Raw genomic sequence first — 20,212 nt, forward strand, 5'->3', positions numbered from 1 at the left:
ACCTCATGCCCCTGGTCCGCATTTCCCTGTTGCGCGGCAAGACCCGCGCCTATCTCAGCGCCATCGCCGAGAACGTCTATGAAGCCCTGCATGAAAGTTTCAACGTGCCCGAGGATGACCGCTTCATGGTCATCACCGAGCATGATCCGGAAGAGCTGGTCTTCAGCCGCAGCTACATGGGCATGGCGCGCACGGATGACTTCGTGCTGATCCAGCTGACGGTCAGCAATACGCGCACGCAGGCGCAGAAGAACGCGCTCTATGCGCGCATCGTCGAGCGCCTGCAGCAGAACCCCGGCATCGGCCCCGATGACGTGATGATCAGCCTGGTCGAGGGCGACAAGGGCAACTGGTCATTCGGGCGCGGGCTGGCGCAATACGTGATCTAAACCGGGGCGCCGGCATGCGCCCTGCTCTGCATGCCGTGCGCTCAACTGCTAGGATGTTGCGCATTCCAATGATTGCGCGGCTGCCGCGCCTCTTCCATGCCACCTGCGACATCCTGCCCCGGGCCGCACGCGCGCCGCCTGTCCCGTTGCCTTGCCATTCTGCTGCTGGCGGCCGGCCTGGGCGCCTGCTCTTCCTCCGGCAAGTACTACGATCCCAACAAGCCCAACCGCACCGAGACGGGCTTTCGCAACAACTATGCGCAGCCCGAGCGAGGCTCCTTCTGGAAGTGGCAGTGGGAGCGCCTGACCCAGGGCTTGCCCAAGCCCCCTGAAAACAACTACCGGTTTCCCGTCGTCAAGCCCGACCTGGCCTGGCTCAAGGCCAACCATGACACACCCAGCGTGACCTGGATCGGCCATGCCACGGCCTTGCTGCAACTCGGGGGCAAGAACGTGCTGACCGATCCCATGTTCTCGCAGCGGGCTTCGCCATTCTCCTTCATCGGCCCGGCGCGCAAGGTGCCGCTGCCGATGCAGATCAGCGAATTGCCGCACATCGACGTGGTGGTGATCTCGCACAACCACTACGACCACCTGGACCAGGCCAGTGTGGAGCAACTCAATCTCCAGGCAGGCGGGCCGCCGCTGTTCTTGGTGCCGCTGGGGGTGCGCGACTGGTTCCTGGCGCTGGGCATTACCAACGTGAAGGAAATGGACTGGTGGGACAAGACCGTGCTGGACAACCTGGACATCTATTTCGTCCCGGCCGTGCATTGGTCGGCGCGCGGCATCTTCGACCGTTCCGAAACGCTCTGGGGTGGCTGGGTGGTGCAGACGGCAGCGCAGGCGCCTGCAGCCGGGGCCGCTACCCATGGGCAAGCCGAACCCTTCTCGGTCTACTTCGCCGGTGACACCGGTTATTCGAAGGACTTCCGCGACATTGGCGAGCGCTTCGGCCGCTTCGACCTGGCGCTCATTCCCATCGGCGCCTATGCGCCGCGCTGGTTCATGCAGAACCGGCATGTCGATCCGGCCCAGGCGGTGCTGATCCATGAGGACGTGCGGGCCAAGCGTTCGGTGGCCATCCACTGGGGCACGTTCGAACTGGCCGACGAGGCGCTCGACGAGCCTCCCAAAGAACTGGCCAAGGCCCTGCGCGAGGCCGGGTTGCCGCAGGAGCAGTTCGTTACGCTCAAGCATGGGGAGACGCTGAAGCTGGATCAGTGACACTCGGGCGGCCGCATCCAATGCTCTTCAAGCGTCGCAGAAGAAGTGGCGCCAAACTGACACCATCGAAGTGCCAATTTGGCACCACGTGCTATGATGCTGTACATCGCCGCTTCAAACGGAACAAATTTGTTTCGAGAAAATGGCGGCAATTTCCCCCCCCTGCACCGGCAGGGAATATTGCTCGGGATATTCTCCGCAAGAAAGCGAGATCACCATGACCGATATCGTTGAAAGGGGCCGGATCACGGCCCGGGTACCACTGGCCGTTGAAGAAAGGTTGAGGGAAGCTGCCGATCTGGTCGGTGCGACGATGAACCAGTTTCTGGTACAAGCCGCACTGGAAAAGGCCAACGAAATCATCGACCGCGAGCGCTTCATCGCAGTGACCCCGCGAGATGCTGAATTTTTGTTGAACCTGCTTGACGACCCATCGCCTGCCAATGCCAAGCTGATGCGCGCGCGCGAGCGTTATCATCGGGCCCGACATGAACGAGTACTTCGTAGCACCGCTGAACAAGACGCACCATCAGACTGAGCACTTTGATTGCGGCACGCCTGCGCTGAACCAATGGTTGCGCACGACGGCAGGGCAGCATCAGGACAAGGGGATTTCCCGTTCGTTCGTCCTCGCTTCGGAGCACACACCTCATGTCGTCGACGGCTACTATGCACTGGCCATCCGCCAGATGGTCGCCACTGCCGGCCTGCCCGCCGCATTTTCAAAGCGCCTGCCGCGTGAAGTCCCTGCATTGACCTTGGCGCGATTGGCGATATGCCAGACCCTGAAGGGCCGAGGGCTCGGCGAGTTTCTCCTTTATGACGCACTATGGCGCGCCAAGGAAGCGAGCAAGCAGGTCGGTGGAACGCTGCTCTTCGTGGATGCCAAGGATGGCAACGCCGCCAGTTTTTATGCGCAGTACGGATTCAAACCCATGCTGGACTCTCCATTGACGCTGGCCATCTCCTTGTCAAAAATCACTTGAGACGCCCCCATCGGGATCTCCAAAAAGTAAAAGGCTGGATCTGCTTTGCAGATTCCAGCCTTTACTTCATGCGTGGACCAATCCGGCCTGATTACAGCTTGGACGCAATCAGCTTGCCCAGGCGTTCCACCCCGGCGCGGATCTGCTCCGGCGGCACCGTCACGAAGGACAGGCGCAGCGTGTTCTTCTGCGCCACGTTGGCGTAGAACGGTGCGCCCGGAACGAAGGCGACCTTCTCCTGTTCCACGGCTTCGTTCAACAGCGCGCTCGCATCCAGATGTTCGGGCAGGGTCACCCAGATGAACATGCCGCCTTCCGGCTTGCTCCAGCTGCAGCTGGCCGGGAAGTACTGTTGCAGCGCGTCCAGCATGGCCTGGCACTGGTCGCCGTAGAGCTTGCGGATGGTCGGCACGTGCTGGTCCAGGAAACCGTCCTTGATGGCTTCGTACACCACCATCTGGGTCAGTTGCGCCGTGTGCAGGTCGGTGGCCTGCTTGGCCTGTTCCATCTTCAGGATCAGCGGACGCGGCGCGACCACGTAGCCCAGGCGGATGCCAGGAGTCAGGACCTTGGAGAAGGAACCCATGTAGATCACGCCCGAAGGATTCATCGACAGCATCTTGGGCAGCGGTGCGTTCTGGTAGCTCAGGGCGCCATACGGATCATCCTCGATCAGCGGCAGGCCCAGGCGGGCACAGGTTTCCACCAGCTTGAAGCGGCGCTCGACGGGCAGGGTGCGGCCGGTCGGGTTCTGGAAGTTGGGCAGCGAATACAGCATGCGCGCACCACCGGCGATGGCTTCGATGGTCTCGGGTTGCAGGCCGGACTCGTCGCTGGGCACGGACTCGAACTGGGCGCCATAGAGCGCGAAGGCTTGCAGCGCACCCAGGTAGCTCGGGGTCTCGACCAGCACCTTGCTGCCTTCGTCGATGAGCACCTTGCCCAGCAGGTCCAGACCTTGCTGCGAACCGGACACCATCAGTACCTGTTCGGCGGTGATCTGTGCGCCATTGGTGGACAGCGATGCGGCGATCCATTCACGCAGCGGCAGGTAGCCATCGGTGGGGCCGTATTGCAGGGCCATCTTGCCTTGCTGGCTCAGCACGCGGTCGAAGGCGGTCTTCATGTGCTCAACCGGGAAGGTCAGCGGCGAAGGCAGGCCACCGGCGAAGGAGGTGATGTCGGGACGCATCGTCACCTTCAGGATTTCACGGATGGCCGAGCTCTTCATGGCTTCGGCGCGCTGGGAAAACTGCCACTGCAGCGGTGCGGGATTTTCGAGTTTCATACGGGTCGTTCAGTCTGTGTTCGGTGTGAGTGTGCTTCGGGCCGTGCGGCTTCTGTGGCCGCAACAGCCGGCAAGGCGAGGGATCAGGCGATCTCGGCAATCATTTCGATTTCCACGCAGGCGCCCATGGGCAGCTGCGCCACGCCAAAGGCGGAACGGGCATGCTTGCCGGCCTCGCCGAAGACTTCGCCGATCAGTTCGGAGGCACCATTGGTGACCAGGTGGTGCTCGGTGAATTCGCCGGTCGAATTGACCAGGCTCATCAGCTTGACGATGCGCTTGACGCGCGTCAGGTCGCCGCCACAGGCCGCCTGCAGGGTGGCGATCAGGTCCACGGCCACGGCGCGTGCGGCCAGCTTGGCGTCGTCGGTGCCGATGTCGCGTCCGAGCTGGCCGACCCATACCTTGCCATCCTTCTTGGCCAGGTGGCCGGAGAGGAAGACGGTATTGCCGGTTTGTGCGTACATCACATAGGCTGCTGCCGGGGTGGCCACGGCGGGCAGTTCGATGTTCAGTGCTTTCAGCTTTTCATAGACGGACATGCGGTACTCCCTGTTGGACAACGCCCGCTTGCGCGCCAGAAGGCAGGGGCGTTGCGCGTTGACAAAATGTGAAAAAACAAGTGTTCGATTATCTCAAAAAACCAGCGCTTTAGCCCGCGCCGGCTGAACTATTTCGGCTCGCAAACCCGTTCAGCGCTGCGTCAGCGCCCTTTTTCGCCCCTCCCCGGGCCCGGCTCAGCGGCGCACTGCCATGCGGCGGCCAATGGCGACCACCACGATCACGGCCAGCGCGAAGAGCATGTTGCTCGCATCCAGCGCTTCATGGGCGATCACGGCGGCGCCCAGCAGGCTCATGAAGGGTTGCAACAATTGCACCTGGCCGACGCGGGCGATACCGCCCAGGGCCAGCCCCTTGTACCAGAAGAAGAAGCCGATGAACATCGAGAACAGCGACACATAGCCAAAGGCCAGCCAGGCCGGGCCCGAGGCGCTCACGCCGTACTGCCAGCCCAGCCACACCGACACCGGCAGCATGACCGGCAAGGCCACGACCAGCGCCCAGGCGATCACGTTCTGCCCGCCCATGCTCTGCGCCAGCCGCCCACCTTCGGCATAGCCCATGGCAGCGGTGATGACGGCGGCAAAGAGCGCGAAGTCAGCCAGATGAAAACTGCCGCCCCCTTCACGCAAGGCGAAGGCGATCACAATGCCGGAGCCGGCCAGCGCCGCCAGCCAGAAGCCCCGCGAAGGACGCTCACCGAAACGCAGCGCGCCGAACAAGGCGGTCGCCAGTGGCAACAGGCCGACCACGACGGCGCCATGGGCCGCCGGTACGTAGCGCATCGCAATCGAGGAAAACAGCGGGAAGCCCACCACCACGCCCAGCGCCGTGATGACCAGGCCGCGCAGTTGTGGCCGGGTCGGGCGCGGCGCCTTGATCCAGGCCAGCAGCACCAGCGCACAGACCCCGGCCACCACCGCGCGGCCGAAGGCGACGAAGGCCGGGTTCAGTTCGGCCACGGCGATGCGGGTAAAGGGCAGCGTGAGGCTGAACACGGCCACGCCGATCAGGCCCAGCCACATGCCGCGGCTTTCGTGGCGGACCGGACTGATTGCCGGGGATGGCGCCGTGGAGTTGCCTGGTGGACTGCCTGCCTGCATGAGTGCCCCCTGTCGTCGAAACGATGGATTGATATAAATGATTTATACGTTCCTGCTACCTGCCCTGCCCTCGTCTCTCTTACAGCCAGATCGCCAGCGCCGAATAGAGCGTCAGCAGGATCATGGTGGCCGCAAAGAGCAGGCGCCAGCGCGGCTGTTCGAGATAGCGCCGCAAGACCGCACCGGCACCGGCCCACACCGAGACGCAAGGCAGGTTGATGGCGCAGAACACCGCACAGTAGATCAGGATGGCCAGCCATCCGGACTGCTTATGCAACAACGGCATGAAGGCCGAGGCGCCGGTAATGGCCATCACCCAGGCCTTGGGATTGGCAAACTGGAACAGCGCCGCAGCCCCAAAGGACATCGGCCGCACCGCCCGCTCGCCCGCGCCGGCGACGGCCATGCGGCGCAACTGCCAGGCCAGGTAGAGCAGATAGGCACAGCCCAGTGCCTTCAACAGCACCACCACGGCCGGCACCGCCACCACCAGCTCGCCTATACCGAATGCGCATACGGCCAGCAGCACGCCGAAGCCGAAGGTGATGCCCAGCATGTGCGGCAGGGAACGGCGAAACCCGAACCAGATGCCCGAGGACGTCAGCATGATGTTGTTCGGCCCTGGCGTGATGGAGGAGACGAAGGCAAACGACATCAATGGCAGCAAGGCTTCGATCATGCGGTTCTCCTCTGCGCCGCCGGCGTCAGCGAGAGCACCTGGGCCGGCGCCAGCAGGGCATCGGCGGTGGCACTGTCGCGCGCCAGCACGCGGGCAAACACGTCGTGATCGACGTTGCCGCCGGAGAGCGTGATGCCGATCTTCTTGCCGCGCAGCCGCGTCCGCAGTTGCAGTGCTGCCGCCAGGGCGCAGGCGCCCGCGCCTTCGGCAACGTTGTGGGTGGCGATGAAGGCCAGCTTCATGGCATCCATCACTTCATCATCGGTAACGGCCACGACTTCATCGACCTCGGACAGCATCACCTCCAGCGAAGCCTGGTCCGGCACGCGACAGGCCACGCCATCGGCGATGCAGGTCGAGACCGGCGCCTCGATCTTGCAGCCGGCCTCAAAGGACAGCTTGTAGGCCAGCGCATGGGCCGAGACCACCCCGATGATGCGGGTCTTCAGGCCCAGCGCATTGCGGGCCGCGACCGCGCCGCACATGCCCGAGCCCTGGCCGATGGGCACCAGCACCAGGTCCAGCCCGGGCTGGGCCGCGAAGAGTTCCATCCAGTAGGTCGAGACACCGGCCACCAGATCGCGGTGGAACGAGGGAATCATGTGCAGTTGCCGCTCGGCGGCCAGGCGCTGTGCGTGTTCGCGGCTGTCCTGGAATTCGCTACCGTGCTCGATCAGCTCCACGCCCAGCGCGCGCATGGCGGCATTCTTTTCGCGGCTGTTGCCTTCGGGCACCACGATGGTGGCGGCAATGCCGAAGCGCCGCGCCGACAGGCCGACCGACTGGCCATGATTGCCGCGCGTGGCCGAGATCACACCGGACAGTTGCGGCTGCTGCCGGGCCAGATGATGCAGGTAGACCATGCCACCGCGCACCTTGAAGGCGCCCGTCGGCGCGTGGTTCTCATGCTTGACCCAGAGCTCGGCACCCAGCGCCTGGTTCAGCAGCGGCCAGCACAGTTGCGGCGTCGGCGCCATGCCGGCATAGACGATGCCGGCCGCCTGTTCGATCTCGTCCATGCCGGGCAGCAGATCGCGGCCAGTACAGTTGGCTTGAGTGGCTTGGTGAGCATGGGCGGACAGGCTGGTCATGACGGTGGTCTCCTCGAAAAGATGCGAAACAAGAGCGTTGATCGCGACGCAGCCCGGCGCATTTCTGCCAGGCCACTTATTCTTGCACTGGCTGACATCCTAGCCGACAATACCGGTACAGTACCTGTACACTTTTCCAAATAGTTTTGAACATTGTCACGGTAAAATGACCAATACAGTCAAGCATCTGCGCAGCATCCCGTCCCAGACACTTGCCAGCGACAGTGCCCTGCCCGGCTGGCCGCTGCTGATACGGGAGAGTGGCGAATCGCTGGTGGACCAGATCGTGCGCGGCGTACGGGCGCGCATCGACGACAAGCTCCTGCGCGGCGGTGCGCGCATGCCCTCGATCCGGCAGTTTGCCGAGGCCCACGAGATTTCGCGCTTTACCGTGGTGGAAGCCTTTGACCGGCTGGTGGCCCAGGGCTATCTGGAGTCGCGCCGGGGCTCGGGCTTCTACGTCAAGGAACGGGTGGCCATCGCCAACGGCTACGGCAACCTGGCCGCACAGGCCGAGGCAGTGGCCGAAGCCGAGCGCGGGCTGGATGTGGTCTGGCTGGTGCGCAACATGTTCCGCCAGATGCCGCCGCACAAGATGCCCGGTGGCGGCCTGCTGCCGCCGGACTGGCTCGACGGCGAACTGATCGCCAACGCCCTGCGCGCCATCAGCCGTGACAATCCTTCGCTGCTGCTGGGCTATGGCACGCCCTTGGGCTTCCTGCCGCTGCGCCAGCAGTTGCAGCTGAAGCTGGCCGAGCTGGAAATCGCCGCCGCTCCCGAGCAGTTCGTGCTGACCACGGGCGTGACGCAAGCCATCGATACGGTAGCGCGGCATTTCCTGCGGCCGGGCGACGTGATCTTCGTGGATGATCCGGCCTGGTTCCTGATGTTCGGCTCCTTTGCCGCGCTGGGCGCCAAGATCGTCGGCATCCCGCGCCTGGCCGACGGCCCGGACATCGCCCAGTTGCGCGAGCTGGCAGCCATCCACAAACCCAAGCTGTACGTGATCAACTCGGTGCTGCACAACCCGACCTCGACCTCGCTGTCGGCCGCCAAGGCTTTCCAGGTGCTGCGCATTGCCGAGGAGCACGACTTCATCATCGTCGAGGACGACATCTATTGCGACATGCACCCCGGCACCGCCGTGCAGGCCGCCACGCGCATTGCGGCGCTGGACCAGTTGCAGCGGGTGATCTACCTGGGCGGATTTTCCAAGACGCTCTCGGCCAACCTGCGCGTGGGCTTCATCGCCACCTCGGCCGAACTGGCGCGCAGCCTGGCCGATCGCAAGCTGCTCTCGACCCTGACCACCGGCGAGATCGGCGAACGGGTGGCTTACCGGGTGCTCTCCGAAGGGCACTACCGCAAGCATGCGGAGCGCCTGCGTGCACGCCTCAACGGCGCGCGCGACAAGGTGATGCGCCAGCTCGAACGGCTGGGCATGGACGTGGGCGATCCGCCGCCGTGCGGCATGTTCCTGTGGGTCGATACCGGGCGCGATACCAACGTGCTCACCGAAGAGGCCATGGAACAGGGTTTCCTGCTGGCACCGGGCAGCTTGTTCTCCCCCGCCCAGCTGCCCTCCACCCGCATGCGCATCAACGTGGCCGGGATGTCGGACCCCGGCATCTGGCGCTTCCTGGAACGGGCAATGGCCGGTTGAAGCCGTCGCCCGGCGACAGGCAAATTCAAAAAAAACTCACAAAGTGAAGAAAAACGCCAAAAATTGCGGTTGAAAAACCGCAAGTCTCTCCCTATATCCTGCCCACAGACGATTAACTCTGCCTATTTCACTCATCCATTTCTTCAATAAGGACAACCACATGGCATCCGAAAAACAGACCATGGGCTTCCAGGCCGAAGTCAAGCAACTGCTGCAATTGATGATCCACTCGCTGTATTCGAACAAGGAAATCTTCCTGCGCGAGCTGGTCTCCAACGCCTCGGACGCGGCCGACAAGCTGCGCTTCGAGGCCATCAACAATGGCAGCCTGTTCGAGGACGATCCGGAACTGAAGATCAAGATCAGCTTCGACAAGGCGGCGCGCACCATCACCATCTCCGACAACGGCATCGGCATGAACCGTGACGAGGCCATCTCGCACCTGGGCACCATCGCCAAGTCGGGCACCAAGGAATTCTTCTCGCGCCTGTCGGGCGACCAGCAGAAGGATGCCGCCCTGATCGGCCAGTTCGGCGTGGGCTTCTATTCCGGTTTCATCATCGCCGACCGCATCACGGTCGAGACGCGCCGTGCCGGCACGCCCGCTTCCGAAGGCGTGCGCTGGGAATCCGAAGGCGCGGGCGATTTCTCCATCGAGCAGATCGACAAACCCAATCGCGGCACCGACATCATTCTTCACCTGCGCGAAGGCGAAGATGAATTCCTCTCCTCGTGGCAGCTCAAGTCCATCATCCGCAAGTATTCCGACCACATCTCCCTGCCCATCCTGATGAACAAGGAAGAATGGGATGAGGAAAAGAAGGAAACCGTGCAGAAGGACGAGCTGGAAACGGTCAACCAGGCCAGCGCCCTGTGGACCCGCAGCAAGTCGGACATCACGCCCGAGCAATATGAAGAGTTCTACAAGCACGTCTCGCACGACTTCGGCGCGCCCCTGGCCTATACCCACAACCGCGTGGAGGGCCGCAGCGAATATACCCAGTTGCTCTACATCCCGGCGCGCGCCCCGTTCGACCTGTGGGACCGCAACAAGCGCGGCGGCATCAAGCTCTACGTCAAGCGCGTGTTCATCATGGACGATGCCGAGCAGCTGATGCCGGTCTACCTGCGCTTCGTCAAGGGCGTGATCGATTCGGCCGACCTGCCGCTGAACGTCTCGCGCGAGATCCTGCAGGAGTCCCGCGACGTGCGCGCCATCCGCGACGGTTCGGCCAAGCGCGTGCTGAGCCTGCTGGAAGAGCTGGCCAACAGCGAAGAACAGGCGCAGAAGGACAAGTACACCACCTTCTGGACCGAGTTCGGCCAGGTGTTGAAGGAAGGCATCGGCGAGGATGCGGCCAACAAGGAACGCATCGCCAAGCTGCTGCGCTTTGCTTCCACCCACAATGACAGCGACGTGCAGAACGTGTCGCTGACCGATTACGTGGGCCGCATGAAGGAAGGCCAGGACAAGATCTACTACGTCACCGCCGAGACCTGGCAGGCCGCCAAGAACAGCCCGCATCTGGAAATCTTCCGCAAGAAGGGGGTGGAAGTGCTCTTGCTGACCGACCGCGTGGATGAGTGGATGCTGTCCTTCCTGACCGAGTTCGAGGGCAAGGAACTGGCGTCCGTCGCCAAGGGCGGACTGGACCTGGGCAAGCTGGAAAACGAGGCTGAAAAGAAGCAGCACGAAGAAACCCAGGCCGAGTACAAGGATCTGGTCGAGAAGATGAAGACCGCCCTGGGCGACAAGGCCAAGGAGGTGCGCGTGACCTTCCGCCTGACCGATTCCCCGGCTTGCCTGGTGGCCGACGAGAACGAGCTGTCGGGCAATCTGGTGCGCATGTTGAAGGCCGCCGGCCAGGCTGCGCCGGAATCCAAGCCGACCCTGGAAATCAACCCGGACCACCCGCTGGTGCAGCGCCTGAAGTACGAAGAAGCGCGCTTCGACGACTGGTCGCACATCCTCTACGACCAGGCCCTGCTGGCCGAAGGCGGTGCCCTGGCGGACCCGGCCAGCTTCGTCAAGCGTCTCAACGACATGCTGCTGGCCATGGCTGCGAAGTAAGTTTCTTCATGTATTGCAGCATGCCCGCCGGCCTCGATGGCCTGGCGGGCAGGAGCGCCGCCTGCCGGGAGTCCGCAGGCGGCGTTTTCATTCATATCGGCTTGCAGCCATGATGCTGGCTGGTTAACATCGACCTATGGAATTGCACTTCATCAATCCGCGCAAGAATGCGCTGGCCTACCTGGTCAAGATTCTCTCCGGCTGCCTGATCCTGTGGTACGGCTTGCGCTCGCTGGGGATCGCGGAGCCCTACTGGGCCATGATTTCGCTCATCATCGTGACCGAGCCGGACATGACGGTGGCCAAGGCCAATTTCCGCGCGCGGGTGATCAATACGATTTCGGGCTGCATCGTCTCCTGCATTGCGCTGGTGATATTCGGCCCGACCTTCATCGCCATGCTGGCCGCGCTGACGGCGGCGGTGGTGGTGGCCATGCTGCTGCAGAACTATCCCAGCAACTGGCGCCTGGGACCGGCCACGGTGGTGATCCTGCTGTCGGCGGCCTTTACCGGTAACGGACTGCACGAGGAACTGCACCTGGCCTTCATGCGCGTGGGGGAAGTGCTCGTCGGCAGTACGGTGGCGCTGTTGCAGACGGTGGTCTACATGTGGTGGCTGAGGATGCGCAAGCCGGCAGGTGGCGATGCGACGGGCAATTCCTGAAATCAGGAAGAAAATCGACAGACCTGTAGCCGCACAACTGAAGATATGGGCGAAAAAAAGCAGGACCGCAGTCCTGCTTCTTCATATGGCGGTGACCGATCAGTGGGTCACGCGGGTGGTACGGCCGTTGGACAGCAGACGCACACGTTCGCCGATGCGGAAAGGTTCATCTGCATCCTGGGTGATGGCACGCAGTTCGCCGTTATCCAGGCGCACGGTGATTTCCAGGCCCGGACGGTTGTTCAGGTGGGCTTCGGCCTGGTTGCCCAGCACGCCACCGGCCAGGGCACCGACGATGCCGACCGCCAGGGCACCGTTGCCGCCGCCGATGTTGGAGCCGGCAGCGATGCCGCCCAGCGCCGCGCCGCCCAGGGTGCCGATGCCGGTCGAACCCTTGTCGATGGTCACGTTGCGGATCGATTCGACCACGCCCATGCGCACGGTCTGTTCACCTTGGGCCTGGTGGGAGCTGTAGACGCTGGCCGAGTTGGGGGTCACTGCGCAGCCGGCCACCAGGGAGCCCAGGGCTGCGATCACAAGCAATTTCTTCATACAAAAAACTCCGACTGATAACTGTTTGGCCCGTCTCCGGGCGGCGGGGGAATTCGTGCGTCCGCGCGAACGCGACATGATCGCGCGTTTGGCGCCGGGGCACATAATCCTTTACATCTTAATACAAAGACGTCCCGAGCCGGAAATCCACCGCAGCGCGGGACATCAATAAGCGATGTGCCAGCGGCGATACAGGAAGGCCAGCACGAACAGCGGCCCGACCAGCAAAAAACGCAGATCCTCGAAAAAGGACGGCTTCTTGCCCTCGATACGGTGGCCGATGAACTGGCCGATCCAGGCCAGCACGAAGACCACGGCCGACACCGGCAGCACCGCGGCGGCAGGTAGCCGCGCCAGCACCACCAGCATCACCGCCGACATGGCCAGCATGCCTACGGCAAAGGGCGGCGACAGGCGCAGATACCACGCCAGCGCAGCAGCGGCCACCAGCAGGGCTACGGCCGGGGAAACGATCCAGCACAGCCCCAGCAGCGAAAACACGATGGCCGGCACGCAGACGCAGTGGATCAGTTCATTCATCGGATGACGATGGCTTTCTGCATAGTGGTCCAGCAGTGCATCGATGCGGCGGGGGGAATTCGTGCTGTCCATGCGGGGCTCCCTGCTCGGTGGCTATTAAATGGCTGGCCAGGGCCTCAGCGGCCACCGGAAACGTCGATGAAGGTGCCGGTGGCATAGGAGGATTCGTCCGACAACAGCCACAGGATGGCGTGGGCGACTTCCTCGGCGGTGCCGCCGCGCTTCATCGGTACGGCATCCTTGAGCCGGTCCACCCGGCCGGCCTCGCCACCGCTGGCGTGGATGTCGGTATAGATCAGGCCCGGACGCACGGCATTGACGCGAATGCCTTCGGCGGCCACTTCCTTGGCCAGGCCGATAGTGAAGGCATCGATGGCGCCCTTGGAGGCGGCATAGTCCACGTATTCGCCCGGACCGCCCAGTTTGGCGGCCATCGACGACAGGTTGACGATGACCCCGCCCTGCCCGCCGTGCCGGGTGGACATGCGCTTGACCGCCTCGCGGGCGCACAGCAGGCTACCGGTGACGTTGGCCACCAGCACGCGGGTGATGCGCTCGGCGCTCATGGCTTCCAGGCGCGACTGGTGTTCGAGGATGCCGGCGTTGTTGACCAGGGCGGTCACGCGCCCCAGTTCCTGATCGGTGGTGGTGAAGAGGCGCAGCACGTCTTCTTCCTTGGAGACATCCCCTGCCACCGTAATGGCCCGGCCGCCTGCGGCGCGGATCTGGCCTGCGACCGACTCGGCGGCCTCGCGGTTGGAGACATAATTGACGCAAACGGCGTAGCCGCGCTGGGCTGCCAGCAGTGCGGTCGCCGCGCCGATGCCACGGCTGCCGCCTGTGACGATGATGACTTTATCTGTCATGTTCAGTCTCCCTTGAATGAATGGCCCGGCATGTGGCGCCTGGGCGGGGTTAAGCTAAGATGTGAAACCTTGCGCATTTTGCCGCAAGCCCACCGTCTCTGCAGACGCACCATTGTGCACGGGCAGCAATGCGGATGTGGCTTGCTGAAATTCTTTTCATCCCAGCCGTTTGCCATGCCTGCTCGTGTGACCTCTACGCCGTTATCCTCATCTGCTGATCCCTTGTTGGCAAGCTTTGCGCCGGTGGTGGCGCCGGATACCCGCATCCTGATCCTGGGCAGCCTGCCGGGGTCGGCTTCGCTGGCGATCCGGCAGTATTATGGGCATCCGCGCAATGGGTTCTGGCGCCTGGTGGGCGACGTCATCGGTGTCGATCTCTACGGGATGGACTACGCCACACGCCTGTCCACGCTGCTGCAGCACCAGATCGGCCTGTGGGACGTGATCGCCCAGGCCAGGCGGATCGGCAGCCTCGACAGCGACATCCGGGATCACAGCGGCAATGACCTGCTGGCCTTGATCGCTACGCTGCCGGCGCTGCAGACCATCGCCTTCAATGGTGCAACGGCAGGCAAGATCGGGATGAAGGCCTTGGGAGCGCTGGCGGAAAAATATCGGGTGCTGGTGCTGCCGTCGAGCAGTCCGGCGCATGCGGCGTTGGCATATGAAGACAAGCTTGCCCGGTGGAAGACCTTGATATCGGAACGCCGCTAATTCCACACCGGCCGGTAGAGAATGCCGAGCCGATCCGCCAGGTTCGCCAGACGCCGGTCCAGCGTCCACAAGAGTGCTCCGGGTGTCATTCGCGCTGAGGCCAACAGCGTCACGTCGACCAGGCCGCATCCAAGGCCATAGAGCTGCTCCCGCTCTATCAAGGCAAGTACCTCATGGTGGGTGGCCTGCTCTGCTTTGCGCAACGAAGCAAGGCTATCCAAAGTACGGCCACGTGCCGCGGGCGGCGTGCCACAGGCAAGTTCAAGCACGATCATGGGATGCATCAAGACCGAGTCCGAGACCAGAAGCATGCTCAATACCTCGTTATGGCGCCGGAAATGATCCACCCATACCGATGTGTCAACCAACACGCCACTCATTGAGCGGGTCCATCCTTGCGCCGGGGAACGTCGGCCATATCTGGCATGCTTCCGCCCAAAGCGGCCAGGCGCTTGGCGGCCTGGACGCGGACAAAGGTCTTGATCGCTTCGCGGAACAACTCGCCCTTCTCCATGGAGGGGTCTGCCATCTCCAAGGCGCGTTCGTACAATTCATCTTCGATCGTGACAGTGGTGCGCATCGCAATCTCCTTCGCATCATTATTGAGACTTTATCGCATCAATAATAGCATCATCGCAGGCTGGCCTTTTCATTACTTCCGTAAGAACAAATAGTCATAAAACTCTCCCGAAAACCCGCCATTGAAGATCAAATACTGCAATGCCTTCGCGAAAAACACGATGGCGCAGAAGACGACGGCCAGCTTGAGGCAGAGGATGAGGTTCTTGAGCATGGCAGCAGTGTAATGGAGCTGCGCGCGCCTGCGCACTTCTCTTCCGAGAAACGGACGCAAAAAAACCGCCCGGCCAGGGGGCGGGCGGTGGCAGCGGAGAGACGCCTGCGAGTCGGGCTTAGAAGGCTGGCACCAGCGAGCCCTTGAATTCGGTCTCGATGAATTTGCGCACTTCTTCCGACTGGTAGGCCTGCACCAGCTTCTTCACCCAGGGCTTGTCCTTGTCCTCGACACGGGTGGCGATGATGTTGGCGTAACGGCCACGTGGATCCTCCACGGCGATGGTGTCCTTCTGCAGGGACAGGCCAGCCTTGTAGGCATAGTCATTGTTGATCGAGGCCGCCGCCAGGTCGTCCAGGGAACGCGGCAGCTGCGCGGCATCCAGCTCGATCAGCTTGAGCTTGCGGGGATTGTCGATGATGTCCAGCGGGGTGGCGTTGACGCCATTCTCGCCCACACCCGGCTTGAGCTTGATGAGGCCCGCCTTCTGCAGCAGCAGGAGCGCACGGTTGCCGTTGGAGGGATCATTCTGGATGCCGACCTGGGCGCCGTTGGGCAACTGCTCCACCGACTTGAACTTGCGCGAGTAGATGCCCAGCGGGGCGGTAATGGTCAGCCCCACCGGCACGATCTTGTAGCCACGGGCGGCGATCTGGCTTTCCAGATAGGGACGGTGCTGGAAAGCATTGGCATCGAGGTCGCCAGCGGCCAGCGCGGCGTTGGGCTGGAGGTAGTCGCTGAAGACCACGGTCTGTATTTCCAGACCGTCTCGCGCGGCGACCTTCTTGACGACCTCGAAGATGGCCTCGGCACTGCCGACCGAGATGCCGACCTTGATCTTGTTCTTGTCCTGCGCGCTGGCACCCAGCGGGGCCAGGACCAGGGCCAGCGCAGCAACGGAGGCGATACGCTTGATGATTGCAGCCAATGGCATGGGAACTCCGGAAATAGTGAGGACCGCATCCTCACATGCCATCACGCCAGGCAGAAGGAATGAATTCGCATGTCGATATGCACAAAGCGCGCGCAAGCCGCTGGCCGGCCGCCAAGGCAAGGTATCATTCGGCATCCGCAGGCGGCCTCTCCCCGGCTGCCGCGTCCGTTTCGTTCACACCATGCTCATCCGAAGAAAATCCATCGAAGCCCAGGCCAACACCAAGGCTGGCCCCAATCGCCGCCGTCAACAGCTGGAAGCCGACGCCAGCAAACCCCGCAAGCCGAAATATGCACCGGTCACGCTGTCCGAGCTGGAAGGCGTGCGCTACCTGCATTTCGGTACCGAGTGGGTGCAAGGGGCGATGCGCATTCGCAAGCCTGACTGGATCGAGCTGGAATACGCGCAACAGATGATGGCGTGGATGCTCTTCAACCGCACGCCACGTCACATCGTGCAGCTCGGCCTGGGGACCGGGGCACTGACCAAGTTCGCCTACCGGCAATTCCCGCAGGCACAGGTGACGGCGGTGGAGCTGAATCCGGCCGTCATCGCCATCTGCCACAGCATGTTCAAGCTGCCCGAGCCGGACGACAGGCTGATGATCATCGAAAGCGATGCCATGGACTTCATCGTCCATGCGGCCAGCCATGGCATCATCGATGCCCTCCAGGTGGATCTCTACGATGCGACCGCGCGCGGGCCGGTGCTCGACAGCCCGGAGTTTTACCAGGCCTGCTATGACAGCCTGGCGCCGGGCGGGGTGATGACGGTCAATCTCTTTGGCGACCATCCCAGCTATGCCAAGAACCTGCGGGCAATGGAATATGCTTTCGACACCGTGGTCTCGTTGCCGGAAGTCCATGATGGCAATGTTGTCGCGCTGGCCTTCAAGGGGGCGGTGGAATTCGATTTCCCTGAACTGTATGCGCGCGCGGCCCTGATCGAGAGCCAGACCAAGCTCCCGGCCAAGTCCTGGGTCAACGGGATCAAGGCGGGCTTGTCGGCCGATTGAGCAGGAAAATGAGGCCAGGCGTGGCATTGGAGACGAAAAGATAAAATATTTTTATCTTTTTTCCAAAAAAGGCTTGCACGACCCTGACCTCCCTCCTATAATGCGCTCTCTCTTGCAGCACTGAGGCAACAACGAAGTGCAGCAAAGGGGCGTTAGCTCAGCTGGTAGAGCAGCGGACTCTTAATCCGTAGGTCCACAGTTCGAATCTGTGACGCCCCACCAAATTTCAAAAGGCCTCCCCACCCGAGGCCTTTTTCACTTCCAGGTCGACCTGATCGTTTCAGGAACACCACGGGGCGTTAGCTCAGCTGGTAGAGCAGCGGACTCTTAATCCGTAGGTCCACAGTTCGAATCTGTGACGCCCCACCAACAACGAAAAGCACCACGAGTGATCGTGGTGCTTTTTTTGTGTCTGCGTGCCTTGCAGACTTGTCAGTCCACGGGCCGCGCCCCCGCGCCCCCTCGCCCCCTGTTCTGTCCTCTTGCACTCCCTGCTGCCACTCCCGCTTATTGCGCGCGATGTCTCACTGCCGGGAGCGCACTACTTTTCCTGCGAGATGTCCATCGGGCTGGCTGCTTCAGCCTCCCCGCTCTCCGGCAGCCCCACCGGCACCTTGCGCTGCCGTCCCGGCCGGGTTCGCTTGTTCTCGGTGGCCGTGGGCAAATCGCGCTTCTTCTTCGCGCCCTTGGACATCTGCGACAAGCCCGACAGCAACTGCACCAGCGAGCTGCGCATGGTCGCATCAACCGCGCGATAGCAGGCAATCAGTTCACTCTCCTCGGGGCTGGGCCTGGCGCCGCGTACGCCGGTCAGCACATAGGTGAGATCAATGCCGATCTCCTCCAGGCCATGCAGATAATAGGCGTCCGGCGCAGTCTCGCCGATCTCGTACTTGATTTGCGTGCGCGCGGTGATGTCGAGCTGGTCCGCTACCGATTTCTGGGTATGGCCGCAGCGGCCTCGCTCTTCAGCCAGGCGATCACCAAGTATTGTCAAAAATTCAGTTTTATTCGATGACATATGAAAAGGACCTCTCCTAGAATGTTGCTTTCAGTCCAACAGCGAGAAGACATCTTATGGCACACAAGCAACAAAGCGAACGCAAGCCCGCAAAAGGAGCGACGCGTCTGGTGAATTTTCGATTAAATGAGGCGGAATTCGAGGAAGCTGCCTTGTTGGCGAGACAAACTTACCGCTCGCGTGCCCTGTTTATCCGCACGATGTACCTGCTGGGATTGCGGGCTTATCGTCGCGCGCATCCGGTCGAGTGAATCCGTGCGCCAGGCGCGCGCGCATCAACAGGAAGAAAAAGGGGCTGCCGCCTGCGTCAGAGGATGCCGAGCTGCAGCAGGAAATCCCTGGCCGCCTGCAGGACCTGTTCCGGCTGCTCCCGGTGAGGGACATGGCCGCACTGCGTCAGCACCTGATACCGGCCCTGCCCCGGGAACGCCGATGGCAGGCTGGCGATCATGCGGGGATGCGCCAGGCTGCCGAATTCATCCAGATCGCCATGCAGGGCCAGCACCGGACAGGACAGTCGTGCCAGCATGGGTGCCAGCGACCAGTCCGCAAAAGAAGGCGAGAGCCAGGTGTCGATCCAGGCCGAGAGCACCCAGCGGGCTTGCTGCAGGTCGTTGCCGTGATATTTTGCCAGGCGGGCCAGTTGCACCGGGTCGGCAAAGCTGGCCCGGGCATCGCGGATGCCTTGCAAGGTACGCTCTTCGACGAAAGCCTGCGCCGATTCGCTTATCACGGCCAACACCCGCTGCGGCATCTGCGCGGCGGCAGATATGGCCATGCCGCCCCCTACGCTGTGGCCAAACAGGATGGCCTTGGGTACCGCGAAATGCTGCAATACCGTCTTCAGCGAAGCATTGGCTTCGGCAGCAATGAAATCTGGTGGCAAGGCATCGCTACGCGCGGCGGACTGCCCGAAGCCGGGACGGTCATAGGCGATCACGGGAAGCCCCGTGCAGGCAGCCAGCCGGGCCGGAAAATCACGCCACAAGGCCACGGCCCCCAAGGAATCGTGCAACAGCACGATGGGGGGACGCCCCGCCAGCGGCCCGCCCCACAGGCTCGTGTACAGGACAGCGCCAGCGACCTCGATGGTCTCATCCTGCTGCCGGTTGGACATGCTCGCTCCTCGTCTCATGCGGCTCGGGCCAGGCGCAAGGTGAACTGCCCGCGCAAATAAAAAGGCGCACCGGGGGGGGGTGCGCCTGAATCAGCCTTCAAGGGGGTATACCTCCCCCTCAATATACCGGACACGCTATCAGCTTGCGCGACGTGCGAGCCCCAGTATCATGCAGGCGCATGGCTGGTGATACGTTGGCCACGGCCCATCAGTGATGCGCACCACCGCCCAGATAAGCGGCCTTGACCGCCGGGTCGTTCCGCAGCTTGTCGGCGGGTCCGTGCACGGAGATCTTGCCATTCTCCAACACATAGCCGTAGTCCGCAACATTGAGGGCAGCGGCGGCAAACTGCTCCACCAGCAGCATGGTCACGCCCTGCTCCTTCAGGCGCGAGATGATGCGAAACACCTCGTCCACCAAGATCGGCGCCAGCCCCATTGAAGGCTCGTCCAGCAGGATCACTTCAGGATTCAACATCACCGCCCGCGCCATGGCCAGCATCTGCTGCTCGCCGCCCGAGAGCGTACCGGCCAGCTGCGTCTGCCTCTCCTTCAGGCGCGGGAACAGTTCCAGTGCGCGTTCCAGGTCATGCGCGATATCGCCCTTGGGACGTGCCCGGGTAAAGCGCGGGAAGGCGCCCAGCAGCAGGTTGTCGATCACGCTCATGGTGGCGAAGACGCGCCGCCCTTCGGGTGAATGCGCCAGCCCGAAACGGGCGATCCGGTGCGAATCCAGGCCAGTGATGTTCTTGCCGCCCAGGGTGACCTCGCCCCCCTTGGGCTTGATCATGCCGGAGATGGCGCGCATGGTGGTGGTCTTGCCGGCGCCGTTGGAACCGATCAGGGTCACCACCTTGCCTTTGGGGACGTCCATCGAAATGCCATGCAGCACCTCGACCTTGCCGTAAGCGGCGTGCAGATTGGAAATGGTCAGCATG

At 62.7% G+C, this 20,212-nt stretch carries 24 protein-coding genes and 2 tRNA genes; 12 read left to right on the plus strand and 14 right to left on the minus strand.

The window, feature by feature from the left end; all coding sequences use genetic code 11:
• Nucleotides 1-5: 5 nt before the first annotated feature.
• The 4 genes from ACVC5H_RS16435 to ACVC5H_RS16450 all read left to right on the plus strand — a co-directional run bounded on the left by ACVC5H_RS16435 (nt 6) and on the right by ACVC5H_RS16450 (nt 2,602).
• Complete coding sequence (locus ACVC5H_RS16435; RefSeq protein ID WP_489618876.1) at nt 6-389, plus strand: tautomerase family protein; 384 nt, start codon at nt 6-8, stop codon at nt 387-389.
• A gap of 96 nt (nt 390-485) precedes the next feature.
• Nucleotides 486-1,616, plus strand: coding sequence for an MBL fold metallo-hydrolase (locus tag ACVC5H_RS16440; protein WP_489618877.1), 1,131 nt, complete (start codon nt 486-488; stop codon nt 1,614-1,616).
• A gap of 217 nt (nt 1,617-1,833) precedes the next feature.
• Entirely contained in the window at nt 1,834-2,154 is a 321-nt protein-coding gene (locus ACVC5H_RS16445; protein ID WP_489618878.1) for a type II toxin-antitoxin system TacA family antitoxin, read from the plus strand.
• Nucleotides 2,105-2,602: a GNAT family N-acetyltransferase gene (locus ACVC5H_RS16450; RefSeq protein WP_489618879.1), complete on the plus strand. Its 498-nt coding sequence runs from the start codon at nt 2,105-2,107 to the stop codon at nt 2,600-2,602. Before ACVC5H_RS16445 ends, ACVC5H_RS16450 begins: the two co-directional genes overlap by 50 nt.
• 91 nt (nt 2,603-2,693) lie before the next feature.
• On the opposite strand, the gene ACVC5H_RS16455 is transcribed toward ACVC5H_RS16450, so the two are convergent.
• The 5 genes from ACVC5H_RS16455 to ACVC5H_RS16475 form a co-directional block, all read right to left on the minus strand.
• The gene (locus ACVC5H_RS16455; protein ID WP_489618880.1) at nt 2,694-3,890 is read right to left on the minus strand and encodes an aminotransferase-like domain-containing protein; all 1,197 of its coding nucleotides are present in this window, start codon (nt 3,888-3,890) and stop codon (nt 2,694-2,696) included.
• 83 nt (nt 3,891-3,973) lie between these two features.
• Nucleotides 3,974-4,432, minus strand: coding sequence for a RidA family protein (locus ACVC5H_RS16460; protein ID WP_013233815.1), 459 nt, complete (start codon nt 4,430-4,432; stop codon nt 3,974-3,976).
• Between the two features lie 195 nt (nt 4,433-4,627).
• Nucleotides 4,628-5,554 carry a DMT family transporter gene (locus tag ACVC5H_RS16465; RefSeq protein ID WP_489618881.1) on the minus strand — a complete coding sequence of 309 codons (927 nt, stop codon included), beginning with the start codon at nt 5,552-5,554 and terminating at the stop codon, nt 4,628-4,630.
• 79 nt (nt 5,555-5,633) lie between these two features.
• Nucleotides 5,634-6,233 (minus strand): LysE family translocator, encoded by a 600-nt coding sequence (locus tag ACVC5H_RS16470; protein WP_489618882.1) that lies wholly within the window; start codon nt 6,231-6,233, stop codon nt 5,634-5,636.
• Entirely contained in the window at nt 6,230-7,324 is a 1,095-nt protein-coding gene (locus ACVC5H_RS16475) for a threonine dehydratase (protein WP_489618883.1), read from the minus strand. Before ACVC5H_RS16475 ends, ACVC5H_RS16470 begins: the two co-directional genes overlap by 4 nt.
• Nucleotides 7,325-7,490: 166 nt before the next feature.
• Between ACVC5H_RS16475 and ACVC5H_RS16480 the strand changes: the two genes are divergently transcribed.
• The 3 genes from ACVC5H_RS16480 (at nt 7,491) to ACVC5H_RS16490 (ending at nt 11,722) form a co-directional block, all read left to right on the plus strand.
• Nucleotides 7,491-8,987, plus strand: coding sequence for an aminotransferase-like domain-containing protein (locus tag ACVC5H_RS16480; protein ID WP_489618884.1), 1,497 nt, complete (start codon nt 7,491-7,493; stop codon nt 8,985-8,987).
• 160 nt (nt 8,988-9,147) lie between these two features.
• Complete coding sequence (htpG, locus tag ACVC5H_RS16485) at nt 9,148-11,058, plus strand: molecular chaperone HtpG (protein WP_489618885.1); 1,911 nt, start codon at nt 9,148-9,150, stop codon at nt 11,056-11,058.
• A gap of 136 nt (nt 11,059-11,194) precedes the next feature.
• Nucleotides 11,195-11,722: an FUSC family protein gene (locus tag ACVC5H_RS16490; protein ID WP_489618886.1), complete on the plus strand. Its 528-nt coding sequence runs from the start codon at nt 11,195-11,197 to the stop codon at nt 11,720-11,722.
• A 99-nt stretch (nt 11,723-11,821) separates the two neighbouring features.
• Here ACVC5H_RS16490 and ACVC5H_RS16495 read toward each other — a convergent pair whose 3' ends face one another.
• The 3 genes from ACVC5H_RS16495 to ACVC5H_RS16505 all read right to left on the minus strand — a co-directional run bounded on the left by ACVC5H_RS16495 (nt 11,822) and on the right by ACVC5H_RS16505 (nt 13,680).
• Nucleotides 11,822-12,274, minus strand: a complete 453-nt coding sequence (locus ACVC5H_RS16495) for an outer membrane lipoprotein (protein WP_489618887.1) — start codon at nt 12,272-12,274, stop codon at nt 11,822-11,824.
• 165 nt (nt 12,275-12,439) lie between these two features.
• Nucleotides 12,440-12,886 (minus strand): Mpo1 family 2-hydroxy fatty acid dioxygenase, encoded by a 447-nt coding sequence (locus ACVC5H_RS16500; protein WP_489618888.1) that lies wholly within the window; start codon nt 12,884-12,886, stop codon nt 12,440-12,442.
• A gap of 44 nt (nt 12,887-12,930) precedes the next feature.
• Nucleotides 12,931-13,680, minus strand: a complete 750-nt coding sequence (locus ACVC5H_RS16505; protein WP_489618889.1) for an SDR family oxidoreductase — start codon at nt 13,678-13,680, stop codon at nt 12,931-12,933.
• 174 nt (nt 13,681-13,854) lie between these two features.
• Between ACVC5H_RS16505 and ACVC5H_RS16510 the strand changes: the two genes are divergently transcribed.
• Complete coding sequence (locus tag ACVC5H_RS16510; protein ID WP_489622714.1) at nt 13,855-14,394, plus strand: DNA-deoxyinosine glycosylase; 540 nt, start codon at nt 13,855-13,857, stop codon at nt 14,392-14,394.
• Here the strand turns inward: ACVC5H_RS16510 and ACVC5H_RS16515 are convergent.
• The 3 genes from ACVC5H_RS16515 to ACVC5H_RS16525 all read right to left on the minus strand — a co-directional run bounded on the left by ACVC5H_RS16515 (nt 14,391) and on the right by ACVC5H_RS16525 (nt 16,121).
• The gene (locus ACVC5H_RS16515; RefSeq protein WP_489618890.1) at nt 14,391-14,774 is read right to left on the minus strand and encodes a type II toxin-antitoxin system VapC family toxin; all 384 of its coding nucleotides are present in this window, start codon (nt 14,772-14,774) and stop codon (nt 14,391-14,393) included. The genes ACVC5H_RS16510 and ACVC5H_RS16515 overlap by 4 nt on opposite strands.
• Complete coding sequence (locus ACVC5H_RS16520) at nt 14,771-14,974, minus strand: type II toxin-antitoxin system VapB family antitoxin (protein ID WP_489618891.1); 204 nt, start codon at nt 14,972-14,974, stop codon at nt 14,771-14,773. Before ACVC5H_RS16520 ends, ACVC5H_RS16515 begins: the two co-directional genes overlap by 4 nt.
• 331 nt (nt 14,975-15,305) lie before the next feature.
• Complete coding sequence (locus tag ACVC5H_RS16525) at nt 15,306-16,121, minus strand: MetQ/NlpA family ABC transporter substrate-binding protein (RefSeq protein WP_489618892.1); 816 nt, start codon at nt 16,119-16,121, stop codon at nt 15,306-15,308.
• Between the two features lie 181 nt (nt 16,122-16,302).
• Here ACVC5H_RS16525 and ACVC5H_RS16530 point away from each other — a divergent pair, with 181 nt between their 5' ends.
• From ACVC5H_RS16530 to ACVC5H_RS16540, 3 genes are all read left to right on the plus strand, one after another.
• Complete coding sequence (locus ACVC5H_RS16530) at nt 16,303-17,136, plus strand: methyltransferase domain-containing protein (RefSeq protein WP_489618893.1); 834 nt, start codon at nt 16,303-16,305, stop codon at nt 17,134-17,136.
• Between the two features lie 146 nt (nt 17,137-17,282).
• Nucleotides 17,283-17,358, plus strand: a tRNA-Lys gene (locus ACVC5H_RS16535).
• A 71-nt stretch (nt 17,359-17,429) separates the two neighbouring features.
• Nucleotides 17,430-17,505 (plus strand) — tRNA-Lys (locus ACVC5H_RS16540).
• A gap of 172 nt (nt 17,506-17,677) precedes the next feature.
• On the opposite strand, the gene ACVC5H_RS16545 is transcribed toward ACVC5H_RS16540, so the two are convergent.
• The gene (locus ACVC5H_RS16545; protein WP_489618894.1) at nt 17,678-18,133 is read right to left on the minus strand and encodes a helix-turn-helix domain-containing protein; all 456 of its coding nucleotides are present in this window, start codon (nt 18,131-18,133) and stop codon (nt 17,678-17,680) included.
• Nucleotides 18,134-18,213: 80 nt separating this feature from the next.
• Here ACVC5H_RS16545 and ACVC5H_RS16550 point away from each other — a divergent pair, with 80 nt between their 5' ends.
• Nucleotides 18,214-18,408 (plus strand): hypothetical protein, encoded by a 195-nt coding sequence (locus ACVC5H_RS16550; RefSeq protein WP_489618895.1) that lies wholly within the window; start codon nt 18,214-18,216, stop codon nt 18,406-18,408.
• Between the two features lie 56 nt (nt 18,409-18,464).
• Here the strand turns inward: ACVC5H_RS16550 and ACVC5H_RS16555 are convergent, their stop codons facing one another.
• Entirely contained in the window at nt 18,465-19,274 is an 810-nt protein-coding gene (locus ACVC5H_RS16555; protein WP_489618896.1) for an alpha/beta fold hydrolase, read from the minus strand.
• Between the two features lie 208 nt (nt 19,275-19,482).
• The gene (locus tag ACVC5H_RS16560; protein ID WP_489618897.1) at nt 19,483-20,211 is read right to left on the minus strand and encodes an ABC transporter ATP-binding protein; all 729 of its coding nucleotides are present in this window, start codon (nt 20,209-20,211) and stop codon (nt 19,483-19,485) included.
• Between the last annotated feature and the right edge of the window lies 1 nt (nt 20,212).

It is taken from the genome of Herbaspirillum sp. Her3 (assembly GCF_057961275.1).